General features: G+C 75.0%; 23 protein-coding genes, 1 tRNA gene and 1 riboswitch. Of the genes, 17 read left to right on the forward strand and 7 right to left on the reverse strand.

From position 1 onward, the window contains the following. The first annotated feature begins 89 nt into the window (after nt 1-89). From ACLWS4_RS30870 to ACLWS4_RS30880, 3 genes are all read left to right on the forward strand, one after another. Nucleotides 90-163, forward strand: a tRNA-Met gene (locus ACLWS4_RS30870). 193 nt (nt 164-356) lie between these two features. Beyond that, nucleotides 357-1,130 (forward strand): hypothetical protein, encoded by a 774-nt coding sequence (locus tag ACLWS4_RS30875; protein ID WP_375876788.1) that lies wholly within the window; start codon nt 357-359, stop codon nt 1,128-1,130. A 425-nt stretch (nt 1,131-1,555) separates the two neighbouring features. Continuing rightward, complete coding sequence (locus ACLWS4_RS30880; RefSeq protein WP_416875855.1) at nt 1,556-2,695, forward strand: hypothetical protein; 1,140 nt, start codon at nt 1,556-1,558, stop codon at nt 2,693-2,695. A 9-nt stretch (nt 2,696-2,704) separates the two neighbouring features. On the opposite strand, the gene ACLWS4_RS30885 is transcribed toward ACLWS4_RS30880, so the two are convergent. From ACLWS4_RS30885 to ACLWS4_RS30900, 4 genes are all read right to left on the reverse strand, one after another. Beyond that, nucleotides 2,705-3,154, reverse strand: coding sequence for a GNAT family N-acetyltransferase (locus ACLWS4_RS30885; RefSeq protein ID WP_375876786.1), 450 nt, complete (start codon nt 3,152-3,154; stop codon nt 2,705-2,707). A 36-nt stretch (nt 3,155-3,190) separates the two neighbouring features. Continuing rightward, nucleotides 3,191-3,934: a hypothetical protein gene (locus tag ACLWS4_RS30890; protein ID WP_416875856.1), complete on the reverse strand. Its 744-nt coding sequence runs from the start codon at nt 3,932-3,934 to the stop codon at nt 3,191-3,193. 90 nt (nt 3,935-4,024) lie between these two features. Further along, nucleotides 4,025-4,765, reverse strand: a complete 741-nt coding sequence (locus ACLWS4_RS30895; protein ID WP_053112132.1) for a sensor domain-containing protein — start codon at nt 4,763-4,765, stop codon at nt 4,025-4,027. Then, nucleotides 4,762-5,499, reverse strand: coding sequence for a GNAT family N-acetyltransferase (locus ACLWS4_RS30900; protein ID WP_416875857.1), 738 nt, complete (start codon nt 5,497-5,499; stop codon nt 4,762-4,764). Before ACLWS4_RS30900 ends, ACLWS4_RS30895 begins: the two co-directional genes overlap by 4 nt. A 42-nt stretch (nt 5,500-5,541) precedes the next feature. Between ACLWS4_RS30900 and ACLWS4_RS30905 the strand changes: the two genes are divergently transcribed. Then, complete coding sequence (locus ACLWS4_RS30905) at nt 5,542-6,417, forward strand: hypothetical protein (RefSeq protein WP_049653179.1); 876 nt, start codon at nt 5,542-5,544, stop codon at nt 6,415-6,417. 93 nt (nt 6,418-6,510) lie between these two features. Here ACLWS4_RS30905 and ACLWS4_RS30910 read toward each other — a convergent pair whose 3' ends face one another. Next, nucleotides 6,511-7,359 (reverse strand): M23 family metallopeptidase, encoded by an 849-nt coding sequence (locus ACLWS4_RS30910; RefSeq protein WP_053112130.1) that lies wholly within the window; start codon nt 7,357-7,359, stop codon nt 6,511-6,513. Nucleotides 7,360-7,371: 12 nt separating this feature from the next. Further along, a riboswitch (cyclic di-AMP (ydaO/yuaA leader) is annotated at nt 7,372-7,530 on the reverse strand. 195 nt (nt 7,531-7,725) lie between these two features. On the opposite strand from ACLWS4_RS30910, the gene ACLWS4_RS30915 reads away from it, so the two are divergent. The 11 genes from ACLWS4_RS30915 to ACLWS4_RS30965 all read left to right on the forward strand — a co-directional run bounded on the left by ACLWS4_RS30915 (nt 7,726) and on the right by ACLWS4_RS30965 (nt 17,688). Next, on the forward strand, nt 7,726-8,016 hold the full coding sequence (locus ACLWS4_RS30915) for a YiaA/YiaB family inner membrane protein (protein WP_074002080.1): 291 nt from the start codon (nt 7,726-7,728) through the stop codon (nt 8,014-8,016). A 92-nt stretch (nt 8,017-8,108) separates the two neighbouring features. Further along, the gene (locus ACLWS4_RS30920) at nt 8,109-8,990 is read left to right on the forward strand and encodes an alpha/beta fold hydrolase (protein WP_198959332.1); all 882 of its coding nucleotides are present in this window, start codon (nt 8,109-8,111) and stop codon (nt 8,988-8,990) included. Between the two features lie 59 nt (nt 8,991-9,049). Beyond that, nucleotides 9,050-9,616, forward strand: a complete 567-nt coding sequence (locus tag ACLWS4_RS30925) for a TetR/AcrR family transcriptional regulator (RefSeq protein WP_049653172.1) — start codon at nt 9,050-9,052, stop codon at nt 9,614-9,616. 127 nt (nt 9,617-9,743) lie between these two features. Next, complete coding sequence (locus ACLWS4_RS30930) at nt 9,744-11,963, forward strand: SpoIIE family protein phosphatase (RefSeq protein WP_074002077.1); 2,220 nt, start codon at nt 9,744-9,746, stop codon at nt 11,961-11,963. Between the two features lie 232 nt (nt 11,964-12,195). Beyond that, a complete protein-coding gene (locus tag ACLWS4_RS30935) occupies nt 12,196-13,455 on the forward strand; it encodes a sensor histidine kinase (RefSeq protein ID WP_074002076.1) in 1,260 nt (419 codons plus the stop codon). Next, entirely contained in the window at nt 13,439-13,852 is a 414-nt protein-coding gene (locus ACLWS4_RS30940) for a roadblock/LC7 domain-containing protein (protein WP_049653168.1), read from the forward strand. Before ACLWS4_RS30935 ends, ACLWS4_RS30940 begins: the two co-directional genes overlap by 17 nt. Further along, on the forward strand, nt 13,849-14,214 hold the full coding sequence (locus tag ACLWS4_RS30945; protein ID WP_049653167.1) for a DUF742 domain-containing protein: 366 nt from the start codon (nt 13,849-13,851) through the stop codon (nt 14,212-14,214). The genes ACLWS4_RS30940 and ACLWS4_RS30945 overlap by 4 nt, the downstream gene beginning before the upstream one ends. 70 nt (nt 14,215-14,284) lie before the next feature. Beyond that, on the forward strand, nt 14,285-14,854 hold the full coding sequence (locus tag ACLWS4_RS30950; RefSeq protein ID WP_049653188.1) for a GTP-binding protein: 570 nt from the start codon (nt 14,285-14,287) through the stop codon (nt 14,852-14,854). Then, the gene (locus ACLWS4_RS30955; protein WP_241852825.1) at nt 14,851-16,314 is read left to right on the forward strand and encodes a cytochrome P450; all 1,464 of its coding nucleotides are present in this window, start codon (nt 14,851-14,853) and stop codon (nt 16,312-16,314) included. The genes ACLWS4_RS30950 and ACLWS4_RS30955 overlap by 4 nt, the downstream gene beginning before the upstream one ends. Continuing rightward, the gene (locus ACLWS4_RS30960) at nt 16,299-17,384 is read left to right on the forward strand and encodes a cytochrome P450 family protein (protein ID WP_234348443.1); all 1,086 of its coding nucleotides are present in this window, start codon (nt 16,299-16,301) and stop codon (nt 17,382-17,384) included. The genes ACLWS4_RS30955 and ACLWS4_RS30960 overlap by 16 nt, the downstream gene beginning before the upstream one ends. Nucleotides 17,385-17,427: 43 nt before the next feature. Next, nucleotides 17,428-17,688: a hypothetical protein gene (locus ACLWS4_RS30965; protein ID WP_049653159.1), complete on the forward strand. Its 261-nt coding sequence runs from the start codon at nt 17,428-17,430 to the stop codon at nt 17,686-17,688. Between the two features lie 112 nt (nt 17,689-17,800). Here ACLWS4_RS30965 and ACLWS4_RS30970 read toward each other — a convergent pair whose 3' ends face one another. Beyond that, entirely contained in the window at nt 17,801-18,625 is an 825-nt protein-coding gene (locus ACLWS4_RS30970; RefSeq protein WP_375876779.1) for an isocitrate lyase/PEP mutase family protein, read from the reverse strand. Then, entirely contained in the window at nt 18,622-19,134 is a 513-nt protein-coding gene (locus ACLWS4_RS30975) for a carboxymuconolactone decarboxylase family protein (protein WP_082346289.1), read from the reverse strand. The genes ACLWS4_RS30970 and ACLWS4_RS30975 overlap by 4 nt, the downstream gene beginning before the upstream one ends. A 155-nt stretch (nt 19,135-19,289) precedes the next feature. Between ACLWS4_RS30975 and ACLWS4_RS30980 the strand changes: the two genes are divergently transcribed. Both ACLWS4_RS30980 and ACLWS4_RS30985 read left to right on the forward strand, forming a co-directional pair. After that, entirely contained in the window at nt 19,290-20,072 is a 783-nt protein-coding gene (locus ACLWS4_RS30980) for an NRDE family protein (RefSeq protein ID WP_416875858.1), read from the forward strand. A 106-nt stretch (nt 20,073-20,178) separates the two neighbouring features. Beyond that, on the forward strand, nt 20,179-20,394 hold the full coding sequence (locus ACLWS4_RS30985; protein ID WP_074002072.1) for a hypothetical protein: 216 nt from the start codon (nt 20,179-20,181) through the stop codon (nt 20,392-20,394).

Here is a 20,394-nt window from a genome sequence, read left to right on the forward strand (position 1 = left end):
TGCGGAGGAGCTCGAGCGGTGCCTTCAAGAGGTGCTCGGGGAACCGATTTCCCATCTCGGCGACTTCCACGTATTGTTGTGTTTACCGACGCGGGGTGGAGCAGCTCGGTAGCTCGCTGGGCTCATAACCCAGAGGTCGCAGGTTCAAATCCTGTCCCCGCTACTCAGTAGCGGAAAGGCCCGGAGGATTCTTCCTCCGGGCCTTTCGCATGTCCGGGTACGGGCGCGGCACGGTCCTGCCACGAAGCTGTAACAGCGGCCCGTCCGACGATCACCTGTCAGGGACCTGAACCATACTGAGGAAAAATTCATCCAATTGGGGGGCCGCACGGGCCACCCCGGACAGGAATCACCACATGCTGTCGAAGCGCCTGGTCAGCACCGCCGCGATATGCCTCGTCCTGGCCGCCGGCACCGCCGCGTGCGGCAGTGCCACGAGCGACGGGAAGGCGGGCTCCGCGCAGAAGCTCGACACCGGCAAGCTCAGCGCCCAGGACATCGAGAAGCAGGCCAAGGAGGCCCTGGCCTCCGCGACCTCCCTCAAGATGGCGGGCACCGTCGACACCGGCGACGGTGCGATGGAGCTGAACCTGACGATGGACAGCAAGAGCCAGTGCACCGGCACCATGGCGATGCCGGGCATGGGCAAGTTCGAGATCATCAGCGACGGCAAGACCTCGTACGTCAAGCCGGACACCGCCTTCTGGACCGCCGTGGGCGGCCCGAACGGCGCCAAGGCCGCCGAGCTGTTCAAGGGCCGCTACCTGACCGGCTTCGAGAGCGACCCGTCGATGGGCTCCCTCACCAAGGTCTGCAACCTGGCCGACTTCAGCAAGAAGATCACCGACAGCAAGAGCAGCGGCGACAAGGTCGAGAAGGGCTCCGCCGGCGACGTCAACGGCGTGAAGACCTTCAGTCTGAAGAGCACCGACTCCAAGGGCGAGGTCACGACCCTCCAGATCGCGACCGAGGGCAAGCCCTACCCGGTGCGGATCGAGCACGCCGGCGCCAAGGACGGCAACGGCAAGATCGACTTCAGCGAGTTCGACAAGCCGCTGACCGTCCAGGTCCCGTCGGCCGACAGCACGATCGACTTCACCAAGTTCAAGGACCAGCTCAAGACCGCCTGAGCGGCGGACGCGGGGACCGCGAAATAATCCGTTGCCTCCGGCCGGAGCGCTGCCTAGGCTGGCAGCACACTGAAGGGAGGTGATCCTGAGTTGAGTACCGTCAGGATGCGTGAGGTGGCTGCTCGCTAGAGCCGCCCCTGCCTGCGCAGGGTGAGGCCCCAGGCCTCCGGCAGGCGAAATCCACAGCAGTCACCCGGCCCGCGGGCTCACCGGTACATCCCCGGTGCCTCGGCGCCTGGCCAGTGCACGGGCCGGCGTAGAGGAGCAGCCCGCGGGTCGTCTGCGTTCCCGGGGAGCTTCCGGCACTGCGCCGGAGGCTCCCCGTGGCGTGTCCGGGGAGGGCCGTCGCGTGTCCGGGGCGGGGCCGCGGCGCTAGAGTCTGCGCGGGTTCCGGAGCGGAGCGGCGCGGGCACAGGGGGTAGGCGATGGCGAAGGCGCGACGGCGGGACGGCGGGGCGGCCCTGCGGACGGCGCGGTGGGGCGCCACCGGGCTGCTGGCCGGGACGGGGCTGCTCGGACTGCTGCTGTTCGCGCTCGGCCGGGAGCACGCCTGGCAGGCGCTCGGCGGCGGACTGGTCGTGGTCGGGGCCTCGGTGGTGCTGGGCGGCGGGCTGGGCTTCCTGTTCGGGGTGCCCCGGGTCCGCGGTGGCGGCACCGGTGAGCCGCAGGGCTCGTACGCGCCGAACACCAATCTGGAGCAGGTCTCGGACTGGCTGACCAAGGTGCTGCTGGGCGTCGGGCTGACCCAGCTCGGCTCGCTCGGCGAGCGGCTGCACGACCTCGGTACGGCGCTGGCGCCCGCCCTCGGCGGCGGCCCGGAGGCGGTGCCGTTCGCGGCGGCGCTCGTGCTGTACTTCCTGGTCTTCGGCTTCCTGGCCGGCTGGCTGGTGACCAGGCTGGCGCTGCCGCAGGTGCTGACCGAGACCGACCAGGCGCTGGACCTCTTCCTCGCCGGGCAGGACCGCGACCGGCACGGCGACAAGGTCGGCGCGGACGACCTGCGGGTCCGCGCGATGCAGCAGCTCGGGCTGCTGGGCGGCAGCGCGGAGCGCCAGGCCTCCCTGGCCGGGCAGCTGCCGCCCGCCTCCGGTGCGCCGGCCGGGCCGGAGGGCGTGGTGGCGGAGGTCCGCTCGACCGCGCGGCGCTCGGCGCTGACCGCCGACCAGGTGCGGGCCCTCTTCGCGGACGGCTCCGAGGGCCGGCGGATCCAGGCGCTCGCGCTGATGCAGGGCGACCCGGCGCTGGCGGACCTGCCGAGCGTGCTCGACGCGATCGAGCACCCGCGCTCGGACTTCGAGCAGTACCACGCCCTGCTGGCCGCCCGGGGGCTGCTCTCCTGGCTGCCCGCCGCCGGGGCGCAGCGGCTGCGGGACGCGGTGGCGACGCAGCTGGTGGACCCGCGGGGCATCCCGTACGGGTCGGACCGCAGCTGGCTGGCGGAGAAGATCCTGTCCCGGCTCCAGGGGACGGCCCTCGTGCCGGAGCAGCCGGCCCGGCCCGCCCCGCAGGCCGTACCGGCCCAGCCGGGCGGGCCGGGCGGGCCGTCGGCCGCGGGGACCTCCTGACCGGAGGAACTACCGGACGGTGAAGCGCAGTTCGGGGCGGTCCCAGGTGATCCTGCCGTGCGCGGGGAAGGTGCCGACGCGTTCGGCGCCCACCCGCAGGTAGAAGCGCTCGGCGTCCGGGTGGGAGACCACCAGCACGCTGGCGATGCCGGCCGCGCGGGCCTGCTCCAGCATGTGCGCGATCAGCTCGCGGCCGGTGCCGCGCCCCTGGGCCTCGTCGGCGACGAACATCAGGTCCAGTTCGGCCGGTTCGCGGATCAGCCCGTAGAAGCCGAGCAGTTGGTCGGTGGCCGGGTCGAGGGCGAGGAACACCTCGTGGCCGGCGATGTAGTCGGGCGTCACCCGGTAGCCGTCGATCATCGGCGCGTACTCGCCGTGGTAGGCGGAGGAGGCCTGGATCAGGTCGGTGAGCCGGTCGGCGTCGGTCGCCTCTGCGCGCCGGATAGTCGTCTCGATCATGGCGGCGAGTATAGGGTCAAACCAGAGTAGTGACTATTACATGACCGGCTGCCCGGCCGCCCGGCGTCGTCGGTCGGCGGCCCGCAGCACCAGGACCCGCATGGTGCGGCCGTCCACCGGCCCCGGACAGCGGAGGATCTCGCTGGCTATCCGGCGCTCGCCGAGCGCGTACCGCAGCGGGTCGAGGTGGCCGCAGCGGCGGCCGTGCCCGTCGTTCAGCGGCTGGACCCGGACCTCGCCGTCCGGGGAGGTGACCCGGACCAGCTCGGTCAGCGCCGCCAACTGGCGCTCCGGGCCGAAGACTTCGGGGTAGGCGAAGATCAGGTAGCCGCTCAGGGTGAGGGCGAAGGCGCCGTCCGCGAAGGGCAGCCGGGGCAGCGCGGCGGCCACGTACCGCTGCGGGTGGGCGGCCGAGTCGGCGGCGAACAGCCGGCGGGCCCGGTCCCAGCTGCGCAGGTACCGCTCGGGCCGGTACGGGCGGGGCGAGGGGTGGAGCCACGGGCGGGCGGTCATCGAGGCGGCCATCGCCGCCCTGGCGGCCAGGGCGAGGTCGGCGACCACCGGCGGCGGCAGCGCGTACGCCGGGTCGACGGCGACCACCCGGCAGCCCAGTTCGCGCGCCTCGGCGGCCAGGCCGGCCGCGCCCCCGGGGCAGTCCAGCAGCGGCCCGGGCAGGGCGGCGAGCCGGGCCCGGGTGAGGCCGAACAGGGCGCAGTACTCGTCCAGCGGACGGGAGGTGACCAGCACGTCCGGGAGGGCGGGGTGAGGGCCGGCGGCCACCCGGCCATCCGAACACGGAGCGGCCCCGCCCGCATCCGGGAGGGGTCCGGGACGCGGGCGGGGCCGTCGGGCCTGGGTGGAGCCGGGCGGTCAGCGGCCGAGCAGGCCCTGGGCGGCGGCCCGGTTGACGTTGGTCAGGCCGCGGACCAGCTGGGTGGTGAGGAGGACCAGCAGCACCCCGAGGAGCGAGAGCCCGGCGATCTGCCAGGGCGCCTCGATGTCGTACACGTGCCGGATGTCGTGGCTGTCGTAGAAGTCGAACACCCGGTACCCGTGCCAGGAGGTGTAGGTCGGGAAGACCCAGTGGTACAGCGGGTAGAGCGCCGCCGCCCAGCCGAGCAGCAGGAACACCAGCGTCACCGCGAAGCTGAACACCGCCCAGGGGAGCATCAGCACCTGGTACAGCACGGCCTTCCAGCCGGCCCCGTCCGCCAGCCGCGCGGTGACCGCGCCCCAGCTGCCCTGGCGGACCCGGCGCACCGGCTCCGGGCCGGGGACGTCCAGGGCCAGCATGCCGCGCACCCGGGCCCGCTCCAGCCGGCCGAAGCCGCGGGCCGTGGCGGTCAGGGCGCCCAGCACGGGCAGGCCGAGCGCGGTGACGAAGGTGGCGAGGCCGAAGCAGAACATCGTGACCGCGACGGCGAAGCCGAGGATCGCCACCGGCAGACCAGTGAGCGCGTAGCCGACCTCGCGGTAGTAGTACGCCGAGAACGGGGCCCGCCACAGGGCCGGACGCCGCTCGGTCCGCCGGGCCCGGACGGGGCGCGGGTCGTCACCGCGACCGCCCAGAACGTCCCACTCCCGGTCCTCCACGCTGCGGCTGCTGCTCATGTTCCCGGCCCCCGGCCCCTCGTGCTGTCGTCTGTCGCTCGTTCGTCCCGCTGACTGCGTCCAGTCTGGTGGACGCGCCGCCCGGCCGTGATCCGGAGGCCTGGCGGATCCGGGGTGGGGTTAACCCCCCTCCACCCGGGCGGCCGGGCCCGGCCACTCCTCGGCGAGCAGCGTGAAGAGGTACGCGTCGGACCGGTCGCCGCCCGCGGACCCGGCGGACCGGACCCCGCCCTCGGACCCGTCGGACCGAGGCCGCCCCTCCGGCCGGAAGCCCAGCCGGGTGAGCACCCGGCCGGGGCCGGGTTGGCCGCGGCGGTCCGGGCGGTCAGCCGGTGCAGGCCCAGGGTGCCGAAGGCGAAGTCGCGGAGCAGGCCGACGGTCTCGCCCGCGTAGCCCCGGCCCCAGGACCCGCGGGCCAGCACGCACCCGAGGTCGGCGGCGCCGTGCCCGTCGAGGGTGAGCGCGGCCTGCCCGATCGGCGTCGCGTCCCCGGGCTCCTCGGCGTCGGCGAGCCTGGTGACGGCGAGCCGGTAGGTGTCCCGCTCCTCGGCCATCGCCTCCTCCAGGTAGAGCTCGATCTGGTCGGCGCAGTCCTCCCGGCCGCTCGGCCCGAAGGGCAGGTGGCGGGTGACCTCAAGGTCGCCGAACAGCGCGTGCAGCGCGTCCACCTCCTCCTCGGTGTGGTGGTACTCGCGGACGCCCAGGCGCGGGCCGGTGAGTCGTACGGGGACCATGGCTGCCGACCCTATCCCCGCCCGGCGGCTACCGTTCGGACTATGAACGACGAAGACCTGCGGCTCGCCCCGCGCACCAAGGCCGCCGACCTGCTCGCCTGGGCGGCCGAGCAGGGCCGCGCGCCGGTGGCCGAGGGGCCGCTGCGCGCGGTGCTGGCGCTGCTGGAGCTGGGCGAGGGCAGGATGCACGACGGCTGGCCCGAACTGACCTCCGACGCGGTGGAGCACCTGCTGTACGAGCGGCTCCACCTGTACGTCCAACCCGCGCCCGAGGAGGACCCGTTCGCCTACGGCGACGCCGTCCGGCTGCTGGTCGACCACCAGCGGGCGTCCCGGCGGCTGAACGCCAAGCGCCAGGAGCGGCTGCACGCGGAGGCCGAGTGGCAGGGCGAGGTCGCGGCCGGGCTGCTGCGCCGCGCCGACCTGGTGACCTGGCCCCGGCTGTACGCGCTGCTGCTGCACGCGTACGGGGTGGACGTCACGGACCCGGCGGCGGTGCGGGACTGGCTGGCCGGCTTCGGGGAGCTCCCGGAGGAGGAGCGGCTGGCCGCGTACGAGGCGCTGGCACCGGCCGGCTGGCTGGACGAGCCGGACGAGCAGGGCTGGGGCCCGGGCCGGGTGCTGTCGGTCGGTATGGCCACGGACGGCGCTCGGCGGCTGCTGGAACAGGGCCTGATGCGGCGCAGCTACCGCAACCTGGCGGAGCTGACCGCGCTGGGGCGGCCGATGCCGGAGGAACTGGCCGGGGACTTCGGGCGGTTCGAGGAGGCGGCGGTCGAGGCGGCGCTCGACCTGTTCGGCGGGTGGACGGTGCCGGGGCTGCCGCGGCTGCTGGTGACGGAGTTCCCGGAGCTGGCGCCGGAGCCCGGCCAGGAGGAGATCGAGGCGTACCTGGCGCAGCTGCCCGCCGAGGAGTGAGACGCCGCGCGGAAGCCCCCGGTCCGGTGCTGGTGCTCCGGGCCGGGGGCTTCGCGCTGGGTCCGCCCGGGCGGGTGCCTCAGGGCGGGTGCGTCAGGGGTTGAGGCCGCGCTGCTGGAGCCAGGGCTCCGGGTCGACCGGGGCGCCGCCGCCGGGGCGGACCTCCATGTGCAGGTGCGGGCCGGTGACGTTGCCGGTCGCGCCGACCTTGCCGATCTGCTGACCGGCGGCGACCTTGCCGGAGCCCTTGGTGATCGCGGAGAGGTGGCAGTACCAGATCTCGGTGCCGTCGGGCAGGGTCTCGACGATCCGGTAGCCGTACGAGCCGGCCCAGCCGGCCGAGGTGATGGTGCCCTGGCCGAGCGCGTGGACCGGGGTGCCGGTGTCGGCGGCGAAGTCCAGGCCGGTGTGCAGGTTGGCCCAGTAGCGGGCGCTCTGGCCGTAGTGGGCGGAGAGCCGGTAGTCCGTCACCGGGAGGGTGAGGGCGGCGGCCTTGGCCCGCTCGGCCTCCTCGGCGGCGCGCTTGGCCTCGGCCTCCTTGGCGGCGGCCTTGGCCTCCGCCTCCTGGGCGGCCTGGAGCCGGGCGGTCTCCTCGGCGGCGGTGCGCTGGCTGTCGGCCTGGTTCTGGATGCGGGCGGCGAGCGCGAGGCCGGGGTCGGCGGAGAGGGCGACCGCCGTCTCGTCCGGGGCCTCGATGGCGGGGGCGGCGGCCGGGGTCGCCGAGGTGAAGCCGGTGGCACCCAGGGTGGCGGCGACGGCGGTGACGCCGAGCAGCGGGGAGGTTCCGCGGGTCTGACGCGGCATCCGGTGGCGGTTGGTCTCGGCCTCCGCGGCGAAGTCCTCCGGGCCGAAGGCCTCGGGGCCGTCCGGACCGGGGTGGTCGAGGAGCTGGGTACCGGCTGCGAAGCCGGCCGGGTGTGCCGGGGTGTGCGTCGACGCCACGGAGGCGCGCTCCTTTCCTTCCTTCGCGCCTACCGGGTTAGCTGACGGGTTCGGAGCAGGAAGGTCTCCTACGGCCGGGCCGGAGCCCCGCCGATTCACCCCAAGGAACGTGGTTCCCCGGCTCCCTGACCTGCCCGGAGGCCGGTCGGTGGGATTAGGCGACGGCGCACGGTGCCGTCTGGGTACGGCGTTGACAACCGCGCTGCGTTATCAAACGTTAATCCTAGGAGGCTCTGATTCCAAGCCATCCGTTCGGAGCAGCCCCGCGGCAGGTGATCGGACGTCAACGAACGGTCCCTCATGCACGGCCCCATCTGAGTACGCCTACTCATGTGCGGCCCGGCCGGACCGCAGCATCCTGACGCCATGAGCGCACCGATGCAGACCCGCACCACGGCCGCCTACTACCTCCAGGCCGTCCTGTCCTTCGCCCTGTCGGGCACCGCCCTCGCCGTGGGGATCATCTACCTGCCGGTCGGCGGGTGGACCCGGGCCTTCCTCGGGCTCGGCCTCCTCTTCACGGTCAGCTCCGCGTTCACGCTGGCGAAGGTGATCCGGGACCGGCAGGAGTCCAACGACATGGTCACCCGGGTGGACCAGGCCCGGCTGGAGAAGCTGCTCAGCGAGCACGACCCGTTCAAGGTCGAAGGGGTCTGACCGCTTCCTCCCCCTCTTCTCCGACGCCTCCGACGCCTCCGACGCCTCCGACGCCCGACCGCTTGACGGCTAAGGCTATTAGCCTTAGCTTTATGGCTATCGGCAGCAACGCCGATGCCCCGCACCGGCGGCCCGAGGAGGACCCCATGAACGGCACCATCACCCCGAGCACCCAGTACCTCACCGTCCCCGGCGGCCGGATCGCCTACGACGACACCCGGCAGGGCGACGGCACCCCGGTCGTCCTGCTCCCCGGCATGCTCGACAGCCGGGCCGCGTACCGGCACCTGCGCCCGCTGCTCGTCGCCGCCGGCCACCGGGTCGTCACCATGGACCTGCGGGGCTTCGGCGAATCCTCGATCACCTGGGACGACTACGGCCCCGCCGCCCTCGCCGGCGACGTCCTCGCCCTGCTCGACCACCTCGGCATCGAGCGCGCCGTCCTCGCCGGGAACTCGTACACCGGGGCCACCGTCGTCAAGGCCGCCGGGGACGCCCCCGAGCGGGTCGCCGGGATCGTCCTGCTCAACGCCTTCGTCGAGAACCCGCCGCAGGGCGCCCTGATGCGCGGCGCCATGGGCCTGATGGGCGCCGCCCTCGTCCACTGGCCGGCCGCCTGGGGCTTCTACCTGCGCCGGATGGCCTTCCCCGGCGCCAGGCCCGCCGACTTCGACGCGTACGTGGACGGGCTGGTCGCCGCGCTGCGCACCCCGGGCCGGAAGACCGCCACCCGCGGGTACGTCCACGGCGACTCGGCGCCGGTCGGCTGGACGGCCGCGGTGCGGTGCCCGGCCCTGGTCGTCATGGGCAGCAAGGACCCCGACTTCCCGAAGCCGGAGCTGGTCGCCGACCGGCAGGCCGCCGCGCTCGGCGCGCGGAAGGCGATGATCGAGGGGTCCGGGCACTACCCGATGGCCGACAACCCGGCGGCCACCGCGGACGCCCTGCTGCCGTTCCTCGCCGAGCTCGGCTGAGCCCCGCCCGTCCGCTGCCCGCCCCTGCCCGACCTGATCCGTACGGAGAGCCCGAACCCATGCCCCGCGTAGGACTGACCCCCGACCAGGTCGTCGACCACGCCCTCGCCCTCATCGACGAGCAGGGTGCCGAGGCCCTCACCCTGGCCTCCGTCGCCGCCCGGGCCGGGGTCGCCACCCCCTCGCTGTACAAGCACGTCAGCGGCGGCCTCGCCGAACTGCGGCGGCTGATCGCCGTCCGGGTCACCGGGGACCTCGCCGACCGGCTGGCCGGGGCGGCCGTCGGACGCAGCGGGGACGACGCCGTCGCCGCCGTGCTGCGCGCCTACCACGCGTACGCCACCGAGCACCCGCACCGCTACAACGCCCTCCCCCAGGCCCCGCAGCCCGACGACGACCTGGCCCGGGCGGCCGCCCGGCTCGTCGGCGTGATCATCGCCGTGCTGCGGGAGTACGGGCTCGACGGCTCCGAGGCGGTCCACGCCGCCCGCACCGTGCGCTCCGTCGCCCACGGTTTCGCCTCCCTCACCACGGCCGGCGCCTTCCAGCTCACCGAGGACCTCGCCACCACCCAGGACCGCCTCATCGCCACCCTCACCACCGGCCTCCGCGCCTGGCCCGCGTAAGCGGCCGGAGCGGCGAGTGCGGCCCTGCGCGGGAAGTCGGCCCGGCCGACTTCCCGCGGTGGCGGTGGTGCTGGTGCGGCGCTTCGGTCGGCCTTCGCCGGTGGGGGAAATGGGGTATCAAGGACCAGTGCCCCTGGAGCCCGCCGGCAGTCCGACCGCGCGCAGTGCGATGCGCTGCGTGCGGCTGCTGCTGGGCTGCACCAGCGCGGCCGAGCTGCTCGGCACCGTCCTGGCCGAGGGCCCGAGCTGGATCACCGGCGAGGGGTCCGCGCTGTACCTGCTGGACTCCGCCGGGATGCTCCGGCTGACCGCCTCGCACGGGCTGCCGGACTGGGCGCACGAGCGCTACAGCGTGGTCGATCCGGCCGGTGAGCTGCCCGCCGCGATGGCCCTGCGGCTGCGCCGCCCGTACCTGCTCAGCCCCGAGCACACCAGCGTCGACTACCCGAACCGGAACACCGGCATGGGCACCGGGATGGTCGCCGTGATCACCCTGCCGATGGTCGTGGACGAGCGGCCGATCGGTGTGCTGGCCCTGGCGCTGGCCCACCGGGGCACCGTGCCGCGCCGCGACCTGGACGTCCTGGAGACCCTCGCCGAGGCCTGCGCCCACCGGCTGGCCCATCTGCTGGACCACGCCGACGCCCACCTCCCGTACGGCACCCGGGCACCGTACGGCGTCCGGTTACCCGAGGACCCGCGGGCGGCGGACGGCCGCCCCGCCGGGCTGGCCCACCCGCTGCTGTCGCTGGCCGTGCGGGCCGCCGGGCACGGGGCCTTCGAGCGGGACCTGGTCACCGGGGAGAGCTACTGGGACGCCGAGGCGTTCCGGCTGGCGGGCCGCCCGCCCGCCCCGGACGGCGCCGCCCCCGAGCTGGACCGGCTGGTCCACCCGGAGGACCTGCCGGACGTGCAGGCGGCGCTCGCCGAGGCGCTGGCCGCCGGCGGCCGCTACCGGATCGGCTACCGGGTGCTGCGGCCCGGCGGCAAGGTCGCCCGGGTCGAGGAGTCCGGCGAGGTGATGCTGGACGTGCACGGGCGGCCGGTGCGGATCGCCGGGCTGCTGGCCGAGGCCGGGCACCGGGAGCCGCCGCCGGCCGAGGGGCGGAACTCCCCGGCCGCCGCCCGGACGGCGCTGCTGCTGACGCTCACCCGGGCGCTGTCCCGGGCGGTGACCGTCCGGGACGTCACCACCGCCGTCACCGACGTCGCCCGCCCGGCGCTCGGCGCCGCCGGCATCGTCCTGGACCTGGTGGACGAGGGCCGGCTGCTGCCCGTCTCGCACACCGTGTACGGGGGCCCGCGCCGCACCGAGCTCACCCGTCTGGCGGACCTGTCCGAGTCCGTGATGCAGCGTTCGCTGGCCCGCTCCGCCCCGCTGTTCAGCGAGCCCGCCGCGGCCCGCACCCGGCGCGACCCGCTCACCCCGGCCGCCTGGGCGGTGCTGCCGCTGGTCGCCTCCGGGCAGCAGGTCGGCTCGTGCCTGATCACCTTCGCCGCCGAGCGGGTGTTCAGCCGCGAGGACCGCACCCTGTACTCGGCCTTCGCCGGCATCCTGGCGCAGTCCCTGGAGCGGGCCCGGCTGTACGACACCCACCACCACCGGGCCTCCGAGCTGCAGCGGGCGATGCTCCCGCGCACCCTGCCGCGGCTGGCCGGGATCGCCAGCGCCGCCCGCTACCTGCCGAGCACCGAGGGGATGCAGATCGGCGGCGACTGGTACGACCTGCTGCGGCTGCCGGACGGCCGGATCGGGCTGGTGATCGGCGACGTCCAGGGCCACAACGCGGAGGCCACCGCGGTGATGGGCCAACTGCGCAGCGGGCTGCGGGCGTACGCGACGGACGGGCACGACCCGGCCGCCACCCTGACCCGCACCAGCCGGCTGCTGGCCGAGCTGGACACCGAGCTGTTCGCGACCTGCCTCTACCTGACCCTGGACCCGGCCGACGGCGTGCTGACCGCGGCCCGGGCCGGGCACCCGGCGCCGGTGCGGATCACCGCCGACGCCGCGGCCGTCGAGCTGGAGCTGCCGGGCGGGCCGCCGCTGGGGGTGGCCCCGGAGCGGCCGTACCCGCTGGCGGTGGAGCGGCTGGCGGTCGGCGAGACGCTGCTGGCGTACACCGACGGGCTGGTCGAGGACCGCGAGGAGGACTACGACGAGTCGGTGCAGCGGATGCTCGGCGGGCTCGAACTGTGGGCGCGGCAGACCGGTCCGGGCCGGATCGGCCCGGCGCCGGCGCTGGAGCGGCTGGCCGATCTGCTCACCCTGAACGTGACCGAGCGGCGGTCCCGGCCGGACGACGTGGCGCTGCTGCTCCTGCACCGGACGGCGCCCCTTCCGTAACACCGTGCGCACAGGCCCCACACATCACCGGACGCGATCCGGCCGGGCGGCTCGATCCCGACGTTCCCGGCGGCGCCGGTCGGGCCGCTCCGATACCTCGTCAGGCGGTGGGATCGGGGTCGAACGATTGCCGATTGACGCCGAATTGACTCGATATTGACGAGATCCGGTCACTTGGCGAGATCCGTTCACACCTTCGTAGGATCATCACCCTAGAATTCGCGGCGTGACGATGACTCAGTGGTCCGTAACGGCAACCGGCGTACTCGCCGTCCTCGCCCTCGTGGCCGCCGCGCGGTACCGCGCCGTGTCCGTCACCCAGCGCGGCCGCGCCGACCGGCTGCGCGGCGAACTCCTCGCCGTCCAGGAACAGCTGGCCACCGAGCTCTCCCGCCGCGGCGCCGAACTCGCCGCCGTCCAGCAGGAGCAGGAGCACACCGCCTCCACCCAGCGGGCCTTCCTCAGCGTCGCCCGCCGGATCCTGGTGATGGCCCACGACCAGCAGGCGCTGCTGGACGAGATGGAGCGCACCCACGACGACCCGACGCTGCTGGAGGGCCTGCTCAAGGCCGACCACGCGGCCGCCCAACAGGCCCGGCTGGCCCAGACCCTGGCCGTGCTGTGCGGCGCGCGGGCCGGCCGGCACTGGCCGGAACCGGTCTCCCTGGAGGACGTCGTCCGCGGCGCCCAGTCGCGCATCCTGCCGTTCCAGCGCGTGGTGGTGCGCAGCCGGACCGAGACCGCGGTGGTCGGCGCCGCCGCCGAGGCGCTGATCCACGCGATCGCCGAACTGCTGGACAACGCCACCCGCTACTCCCCGCCCAGCACCCAGGTGTTCGTCACCCTGATGCCGGTCCACAACGGCGCCGTCATCGAGATCGACGACGGCGGCGTCGGCATGCCGGAACAGGCCGTCGCCAAGGCCGCCGCCGCGCTGGCCGGCGGCAGCACCCTGGAGGTCTCCCGGCTCGGCGAGGTGCCGCAGCTGGGCCTCGCCGCGGTCGGCCGGCTCGCCGAGCAGTACGGCTTCCGGGTCACGCTCAGCTCGGCGCCCTCGCCGTACGGCGGCGTGCGGGTGGTCCTGCTGCTGCCGAACGCGCTGCTCACCGAGCCGCTGCCGCCCACCGTCCCCGGCCTCGGGCCGGACGACCGGGCGTTCAACCCCGGCCCCCGGCCGGCCTCTCCCGCCGGCCACCCCCTGGTGGAGACCCCGCCGCCCGGCCGGCACGCCGCGACCGGTGACACCCCTCCCCCGCTGCCCCGCCGGAGCCACCGGCGCGGCCGCACGGGCCGCCCCGCCCAGCACGCCGCTCCCCCACCGCCGCCCGCGCCGCCGTACCGCTCGGCCCGGGACGCGCAGGCGTTCATGGCGATGTTCCAGGCCGGGACGGCCAGCGGCCGTTCCGCCGCCCGGGCCCAGTCCACCCCTTCCCTTCCCGCTTCCCCCCGACTTCCCCAGCGCTCCGGAGAGTTCCATGACCACCACCCCTGATCTCGGCTGGCTGCTCGCCGACATCATCGCCGTCCCGCAGGTCCAGCACGCCGTCGTCGTCTCCAACGACGGCCTGGAGATCGGCCGCAGCGCGGGCATCCCGCGCGACGACGCCGAACGGCTCGCCGCCGCCTGCTCCGGACTGCAGTCGCTGGCCCGCGGCGTCGCGACGGGCTTCGGCGGACCGGGCAGCGCCACCCGCCAGATCATCATCGAGTACGGCGGCGGCTACCTCTTCGTCGTCGCCGCCGGGGCCGGCGCGCACCTGGCCGTGGTGGCCGGCGAGGCGGTCGACGCCGGCCTGGTCGCCTACCAGATGCAGGTCCTGGTCGAGCGGATCGGCACCCACCTCACCAGCCCGCCGCGCGTCGACCACGCGGCGGGGGGCCACCGGTGAGCGGCCCGGTCCGGCCGTACGTCATCACCGGTGGGCGCAGCCGCCCCACCCGGTCCGATCTGGCCGTGGAGAGCCTGGTCAGCGCCGTGCCCGGACCATTAGGACTGCCCGAGCCGCCGGACCTGCCCGAGCACGAGCTGATCAACCGTGAGCACCGGCGCATCCTCGCGCTCTGCCACAGCCTGCTGTCCGTCGCCGAGGTGGCGGCCCACCTGGGGCTGCCGCTCGGCGTCGTCAAGGTGCTGGTCGGTGACCTCTGGGACCTCGGCGCCGTGCAGGTGCTCCCGCCCGTCCCCCAGGCCGAACGCCTGCCCGCAACCCTCCTGGAGGAGGTGCTCGTTGGCCTCCGCCAACTCCGCTGAAGCCGTCCCCGATGCCCCGGACGCACCGGGCGCCACCGACGCCGCCGGGTCCGCCGCCGGGCCGCAGTACCTGCCCTCCTCGGTGCAGGGCGCGGTCAAGATCCTGGTCACCGGTCCGTTCGGGGTCGGCAAGACCACCCTGGTCGGCTCGTTGAGCGAGATCACCCCGCTGCGCACCGAGGAGACCATGACCGCCGCCAGCGCCGGCATCGACGACCTCACCGGTCGCGCCGGCAAGACCACCACCACGGTGGCGCTGGACTTCGGCCGGATCACGCTCAACTCGCGGCTCGCGCTGTACCTGTTCGGCACGCCCGGGCAGCAGCGGTTCTGGCCGCTCTGGGACGACCTGTCGCGCGGCGCGCTCGGCGCCATCGCCATGGTCGACCTGCGCCGCCCGGACGAGAGCTTCGACGTGCTCGGCCGGCTGGAGGAGCAGCGCATCCCGTTCGCGGTCGCGGTCAACACCTTCCCGGACACGCCGAGTTACCCGGAGGAGGAGCTGCGCTCGGCGCTGGACCTGCTGCCGGAGGTGCCGATCCTGCACTGCGACGCGCGCGACCGCCGGCAGTCCTACGACCTGCTGATCGACTTCGTCGACCACCTGCACCGCAACTCGATCCTGGAGCTCCAGGGATGACCTCCCCCGAACACCCGGGAGCCCCCGGGTGCCCCGTCGCCCACGGCGGCGGACGGCCCGGCGGGCTGCCCGTGGGCGTACCGCTGACGCCGCTGTACGGCCCGGCCGTCGCCGAGGACCCGCACGGCCTCTACGCCCGGCTGCGCGAGCGCTACGGGCCGGTCGCCCCGATCGAGCTGGAGCCCGGGGTCGAGGCCTGGCTCGTCCTCGGCTACGCCGAACTGCTCGAACTCACCCGCAACGAGGCGCTGTTCTCCAAGGACTCGCGCCGCTGGCGGGTGCCCGCCGAGGGCCGGCTGGCGGCCGACTCCCGGCTGCTGCCGATGACCTCCTGGCGGCCCACCCTGCTCAACCTGGACGGCGCCGAGCACCAGCGGCTGCGCGCCGCCGTCTCCGACACCCTCGCCCAGATCGACCACCGCCAGCTGCGCGGCACCACCGAGGCCGCCGCCAACGGGCTGATCGACGGCTGGGGCCCGGACGGCACCGCCGACCTGGTCGCCCAGTACGCGCGCCGGCTGCCGCTGCTGGTCTTCACCCAGCTGGTCGGACTGCCGGTGGAGAGCGGGCCCCGGGTGGTCGAGCTGATCAGCCACTTCGTGGACAGCAGCGCGCAGTCGCAGCGCGCCGGCCTGGAGTTCCAGGCACTGCTCGTCGACCTGGTGCGCCGCCGCCGGGCCGCCCCCAGCGCCGACCTCACCTCCTGGCTGCTCGCCCACCCGGCCGGGCTGACCGACGAGGAGGCGGTGCACCACCTGGTGGTGCTGATGGTCGCGGGCAACGAGACCTCCATCAACTGGACCGGCAACACGCTGCGGCTGCTGCTCACCGACCGGCGCTTCCGGGCCACCCTCACCGGCGGGCGGCTGACCGTCTCCGACGCGCTGGAGGAGGTGCTCTGGCGCGACCCGCCCACCCAGAACTTCCCCGGCCGCTGGGCCACCGGCGACACCGTGCTCGGCGGCCAGTACATCAGCGCCGGCGACATGCTCGTCCTCGGCCTGGCCGCGGCCAACGCCGACCCGGCCGCGCAGGGCGTCTCGGCCGCCGCGCAGGGCTCGCTCGGCGGCAACCGGGCCCACCTCGCCTGGGGCGCGGGCCGGCACGTCTGCCCGGCCCAGCACCCGGCCCGGATCATCGTCGAGACCGCCGTCGAGACCCTGCTGCACCGCCTGCCGGACCTCCAACTGGCCGTACCGCCCGGCGAGTTGGCCTGGCGCCCGTCCCCGTGGTCCCGGGCCCTGACCGCCCTCCCGGTGCTCTACAGCGCCTTCACCCCGCCCCGCCCGCCCGCCCCCGAGAGGCCCGCATGGACACCACCACCGAATCCGGAACCCGCGCCGAGCCCGTCAGACTCGACCCCTTCGGCCGCGACCAGCACGGCGAGAACGCCCGACTCCGCGAAGCCGGCCCCGCGGTCCTGGTGGAGCTCCCTGGCAGGGTGGTGGTCTGGGCGGTAACCCACCACGACACCCTCCAGTCGCTGCTGTCCGACCCCCGGGTCGGCAAGGACGCCCGGCTCTGGACCACCTTCCGGGAGGGGCGGCTGCCGGAGGGCTGGCCGCTGCTCAACTTCATCGTCGTCCCCGGCATGGTCACCGCCGACGGCGAGGACCACCGGCGGCTGCGCGGACTGGTCTCGCAGGCCTTCACCCCGCGCCGGATAGCCGACCTGGCCCCCGCCGTCGAGGCCCGGACGGTCGCGCTGCTGGACGGGGTCGCGAAGCTGGAGGGCGAGTTCGACCTGCGGCGGCACTTCGCCTACCCGCTGCCGATGCAGGTGATCGGCGAACTGCTCGGCCTCGGGCTGGCGGAGCAGGACGAGCTGCACGAGCTGTCCGACACCATGGTCTCCAGCTCGGCCACCCCGGCGGCGGCGCTGGCCGCGCAGCGGGGTCTGAACGCGCTGCTGGCCTCGGTGGTGGCGGCCAAGCGGGCCGAGCCCGGCGACGACCTGACCACCGACCTGATCGCCGTCCACGAGGCGGGCGACCGGCTCAGCGAGGCCGAGCTGGTCGGCACCCTGCTGCTGATGCTGGTCGCCGGGCACGAGACCACGCTCAACCTGATCACCAACGCCGTCCGCGCCCTGCTCGCCCACCCGGACCAGCTGCGGCTCGTCCTGGACGGGGAGCAGCCGTGGTCGGCGGTGGTCGAGGAGACCCTGCGCTACGACTCCCCGGTCGGGCAGTTCCCGCTGCGCTACGCGAGCGAGGACATCGCGGTCGGCGACGTGGTGATCCGGCGCGGCGAGGCGCTGCTGGCCTCCTACGCGGCGGCCGGGCGGGACTCCGGGCACCACCCGGACGCGGACCGCTTCGACCTCACCCGGCAGCCCGCCAAGCACCTGTCGCTCGGCCACGGCCCGCACTTCTGCCTCGGCTCCGGGCTCGCCCGGATGGAGGCCGAGACGGCGCTGCGGCACCTGTTCACCCGCTTCCCGGGGCTGGCCCTCGCGGAGGGCCGGACCGACGAGCCGATCGCCTCGTTCGTCAGCAACAGCGTGCGCACCCTGTGGGTGACGGTCTGAGCCGACCGGTTACCTGAGGGCGGTCCGGGTCGTTCGGCAGGGCATGAAGAAACTCGCCACCCTGGCCGCCCTCACCATGGCGGGCCTCGCCCTCGCCGTCCCGGCGGCCTCCGCCACCTCCCAGACCGCCTCCTCGCCGGACGCCACCGGCGGGCTCACCGACGGGCTCGAAGTCTCCCCCGGCGACCTCGCCCTGCGGACCGTGGGCAAGCTCCCGCTGCTCGGCAAGCCCGCCAACGAGATCGAGGCGATCGGGACCAACCAGATGGCCCACCCGGGGCTCAGCGGGCAGATCCTGAACTGACCCGGCGCTCCGCCACCGGAGCGTGGGCGGCCGGCCGACCCCCGAACGGCCGGCCGCCCACGCCACCCGACGCACGACGACCGCTCGACCCGCGGCGCTCAGGCCGCCGGGTTCAGAGCGCGGACAGCCGGTTGAGCTCCGGGTAGCCCAGCCCCTGCGCGAGCGCGGTGAACGTGCCGCTCCCGTACACCTCCTCGGCGGCCCGGCGGACCGCCGCGTACGCCACCTCGGCCAGGCCCGGGCCCAGGCTGATCCGGGCCACGCCGAGCTTCGCCAGCTCGGCGACCGCCGGGGAACCGGGGCCGGCCAGCACGTTCAGCGGCGCCGGGACGGCCTCGACCAGGGCGGCGATGGTCTCCGGGTCGGACACCCCGGGGACGAACACCCCGTCCGCGCCCGCCTCGACGTACGCCCGCAGCCGGTGCACCGCGTCGTCCAGCCGGCCCTCCGGGGCGCCGATCCCGCGCAGGAACACGTCGGTCCGGGCGTTGACGAAGAGCGGCACGCCGGCCGCGTCCGCCGCGGCCCGGGCGGCCGCGATCCGCTCGGCGGCCTCCGCCGGGGGGCGCCCCTCGTCCTCCAGGTTCACCCCGACGGCACCGGTGGCGAGCAGCGCGGCGACCGTCTCCCCGACCCCGGCGGCGGTGTCCGCGTAGCCGCCCTCCAGGTCCGCGGTGACCGGCAGGTCGACCGCGCGGACCACCTGGGCGGTCCGGGCCAGCACCTGCCCGGGGTCGGCGCCGCCGCCGTCCGCGCTGCCGAGCGACCAGGACACGCTCGCGCTGGCCGTCGCCACCGCCCGCGCCCCGGCGGCGGCCACCAGCCGGGCACTCGGCACGTCCCAGGCGTTCGCCAGCACCAGCGGCTCGCCCGGGCGGTGCAGCTCCCGCAGCAGCCGGGCCCGCTCCCGCCGGACGGCGGGGTCCGCGGCGCTCACCGGGCGGCCGGGCTCATGCGGGTGGACACGCCGATCCGGTTCCAGGCGTTGATGGTGGCGATCAGCGCGATCAGCTGGGCCAGCTCGGTCTCGTCGAACCGCGCGGCGGCCTCCGCGTACACGGCGTCCGGCACGTGCCCCTGGGTCAGCAGGGTGACGGACTCGGTGAGGGCCAGGGCGGCGCGCTCACGGGCGGTGAACCACGGGGTCTCGCGCCAGGCCGGGAGGGAGACCAAGCGGTGGTCCTGCTCGCCGTGCTTGCGGGCGTCGGTGGAGTGCATGTCGATGCAGAAGGCGCAGCCGTTGATCATCGAGGCGTGCACCTTGACCAGCTCGGCGATGACCGGGTCGACGCCCTCCCGGGAGGCCCGGTCCACGGCGACCATCGCCTGGTAGTAGGCGGGGGCGAGCTTGTGCATCAGCAGGCGCTGCTCGGGGGCGGGCACCGGGGCGCCGTCCGTACCGGCCGTCCCGTCCGCGGTCGCGCGCGTGGTCTCGTTCGTCGTCATGGTCGCCAGCCTAGGAGCGGGGTGGCCTGCCGTCCTGGTGCGTTCGGCCACGCGTTCCTTGGGCCACTTCCGGCGTGCGAACGACCGTGCGAGGATCGCCGGCAGGAGATCACCGCCAGGGGGTCTCCGACAGGACGAGGTCAGGGGGCCCGGTCGTGTGCACGGCGTTCGTCAGCATCGAGCCGGAAGCGGCCGTGCCGGTGCTGCTGCTGTCCGTCCGGGACGAGTACCTGGGCCGCGCCTGGCTGCCGCCGGACCACCACTGGCCGGACCGGCCCGACCTGCTCGGCGGACTGGACCTCGCGGCCGGCGGCACCTGGCTGGCCGTCGACCCGGCCCGGCGCACCGCCGCCTGCCTGCTGAACGGCTTCGGCCCGCTCGCCCCCGCCGACGCCCGGCGCACCCGCGGCCGGCTGCCGCTCACCGCCGTCCGGGAGGGCGGCATCGGCCACCTCGACCTCACCCCGTACGACCCGTTCCACCTCGTCCTGGTCCGGGCCGACGGTGCCCGGGTGTCCAGCTGGAGCGGCGGACGGCTGGAGGAGCGCGAACTGCCGTCCGGCCTGAGCGTGGTGCTCAACGACGGGCTGGAGGGCCGGGCGGCCGACCGGACCACCTCCGAGCGGATCCGCGACCTGATGGCCGCGCGGGCCGCCCACTTCCGGTCCCGCCTCACCGCCGAACCCCGGCCCGAACCGACCGCCGACGGGCCGGCCGCCGCGGCCTGGGGCGGATGGCTGCCGATCGTCGCCGGGGACGGGCTGGCGCCGGACGCGGACGCCGCGCTGATCCAGCGGCGCGACTTCGGCGACGGGCGGATCTGGGGCTCCTCGTCGATCTCGCTGCTCGCGCTCGGGCCGGACCTGCTGCGCTACGACTTCGCGGCCGCGCCGGTGGCCGAGGACGGGCCGGGGTGGCGGCAGGTGGCGACGGGCTGACCCGCGGCTCGCGGCGGGCGGCGGCGGCTGGCGCCGGGAAAAGGGCTTGCACCTGACGCTGCGGGAGGCGGCATCGTGGCCCGGGTCGAGCCCGAAGGAGACCGCCGTGACCCGCCCGGACCCCCCGCGCCGCCCCCGCCGCCTGCTCGCCGTCCTGACCGTCGCCCTGCCGCTGGCCGGCATGCCGGCCGCGGTGACCGCCGTCGTCCTGCTCGGCGACGCGGCGCACCGGGCCGTCCCGTCCGCCACCGTCCTGGCCTCCGTGGCGGCGGCGCTGATCGGGCACCTCGCCCCCGGTGTCCCGCAGCCGTACGGTCGGTGA

This window comes from Kitasatospora sp. SC0581, from assembly GCF_048159585.1.
Classification (GTDB): Bacteria; Actinomycetota; Actinomycetes; order Streptomycetales; family Streptomycetaceae; genus Kitasatospora.

What these genes read in the sequence shown, in the direction of transcription:
- ACLWS4_RS30875 (WP_375876788.1), top strand. Translation starts at nt 357, where the DNA reads ATGCTGTCGAAGCGCCTGGTCAGCACCGCCGCGATATGCCTCGTCCTG.
- ACLWS4_RS30880 (WP_416875855.1), top strand. Translation starts at nt 1,556, where the DNA reads ATGGCGAAGGCGCGACGGCGGGACGGCGGGGCGGCCCTGCGGACGGCG.
- ACLWS4_RS30885 (WP_375876786.1), bottom strand. Translation starts at nt 3,154, where the DNA reads ATGATCGAGACGACTATCCGGCGCGCAGAGGCGACCGACGCCGACCGG.
- ACLWS4_RS30895 (WP_053112132.1), bottom strand. Translation starts at nt 4,765, where the DNA reads ATGAGCAGCAGCCGCAGCGTGGAGGACCGGGAGTGGGACGTTCTGGGC.
- ACLWS4_RS30900 (WP_416875857.1), bottom strand. Translation starts at nt 5,499, where the DNA reads ATGGTCCCCGTACGACTCACCGGCCCGCGCCTGGGCGTCCGCGAGTAC.
- ACLWS4_RS30905 (WP_049653179.1), top strand. Translation starts at nt 5,542, where the DNA reads ATGAACGACGAAGACCTGCGGCTCGCCCCGCGCACCAAGGCCGCCGAC.
- ACLWS4_RS30915 (WP_074002080.1), top strand. Translation starts at nt 7,726, where the DNA reads ATGAGCGCACCGATGCAGACCCGCACCACGGCCGCCTACTACCTCCAG.
- ACLWS4_RS30920 (WP_198959332.1), top strand. Translation starts at nt 8,109, where the DNA reads ATGGCTATCGGCAGCAACGCCGATGCCCCGCACCGGCGGCCCGAGGAG.
- ACLWS4_RS30925 (WP_049653172.1), top strand. Translation starts at nt 9,050, where the DNA reads ATGCCCCGCGTAGGACTGACCCCCGACCAGGTCGTCGACCACGCCCTC.
- ACLWS4_RS30935 (WP_074002076.1), top strand. Translation starts at nt 12,196, where the DNA reads ATGACTCAGTGGTCCGTAACGGCAACCGGCGTACTCGCCGTCCTCGCC.
- ACLWS4_RS30940 (WP_049653168.1), top strand. Translation starts at nt 13,439, where the DNA reads ATGACCACCACCCCTGATCTCGGCTGGCTGCTCGCCGACATCATCGCC.
- ACLWS4_RS30955 (WP_241852825.1), top strand. Translation starts at nt 14,851, where the DNA reads ATGACCTCCCCCGAACACCCGGGAGCCCCCGGGTGCCCCGTCGCCCAC.
- ACLWS4_RS30965 (WP_049653159.1), top strand. Translation starts at nt 17,428, where the DNA reads ATGAAGAAACTCGCCACCCTGGCCGCCCTCACCATGGCGGGCCTCGCC.
- ACLWS4_RS30975 (WP_082346289.1), bottom strand. Translation starts at nt 19,134, where the DNA reads ATGACGACGAACGAGACCACGCGCGCGACCGCGGACGGGACGGCCGGT.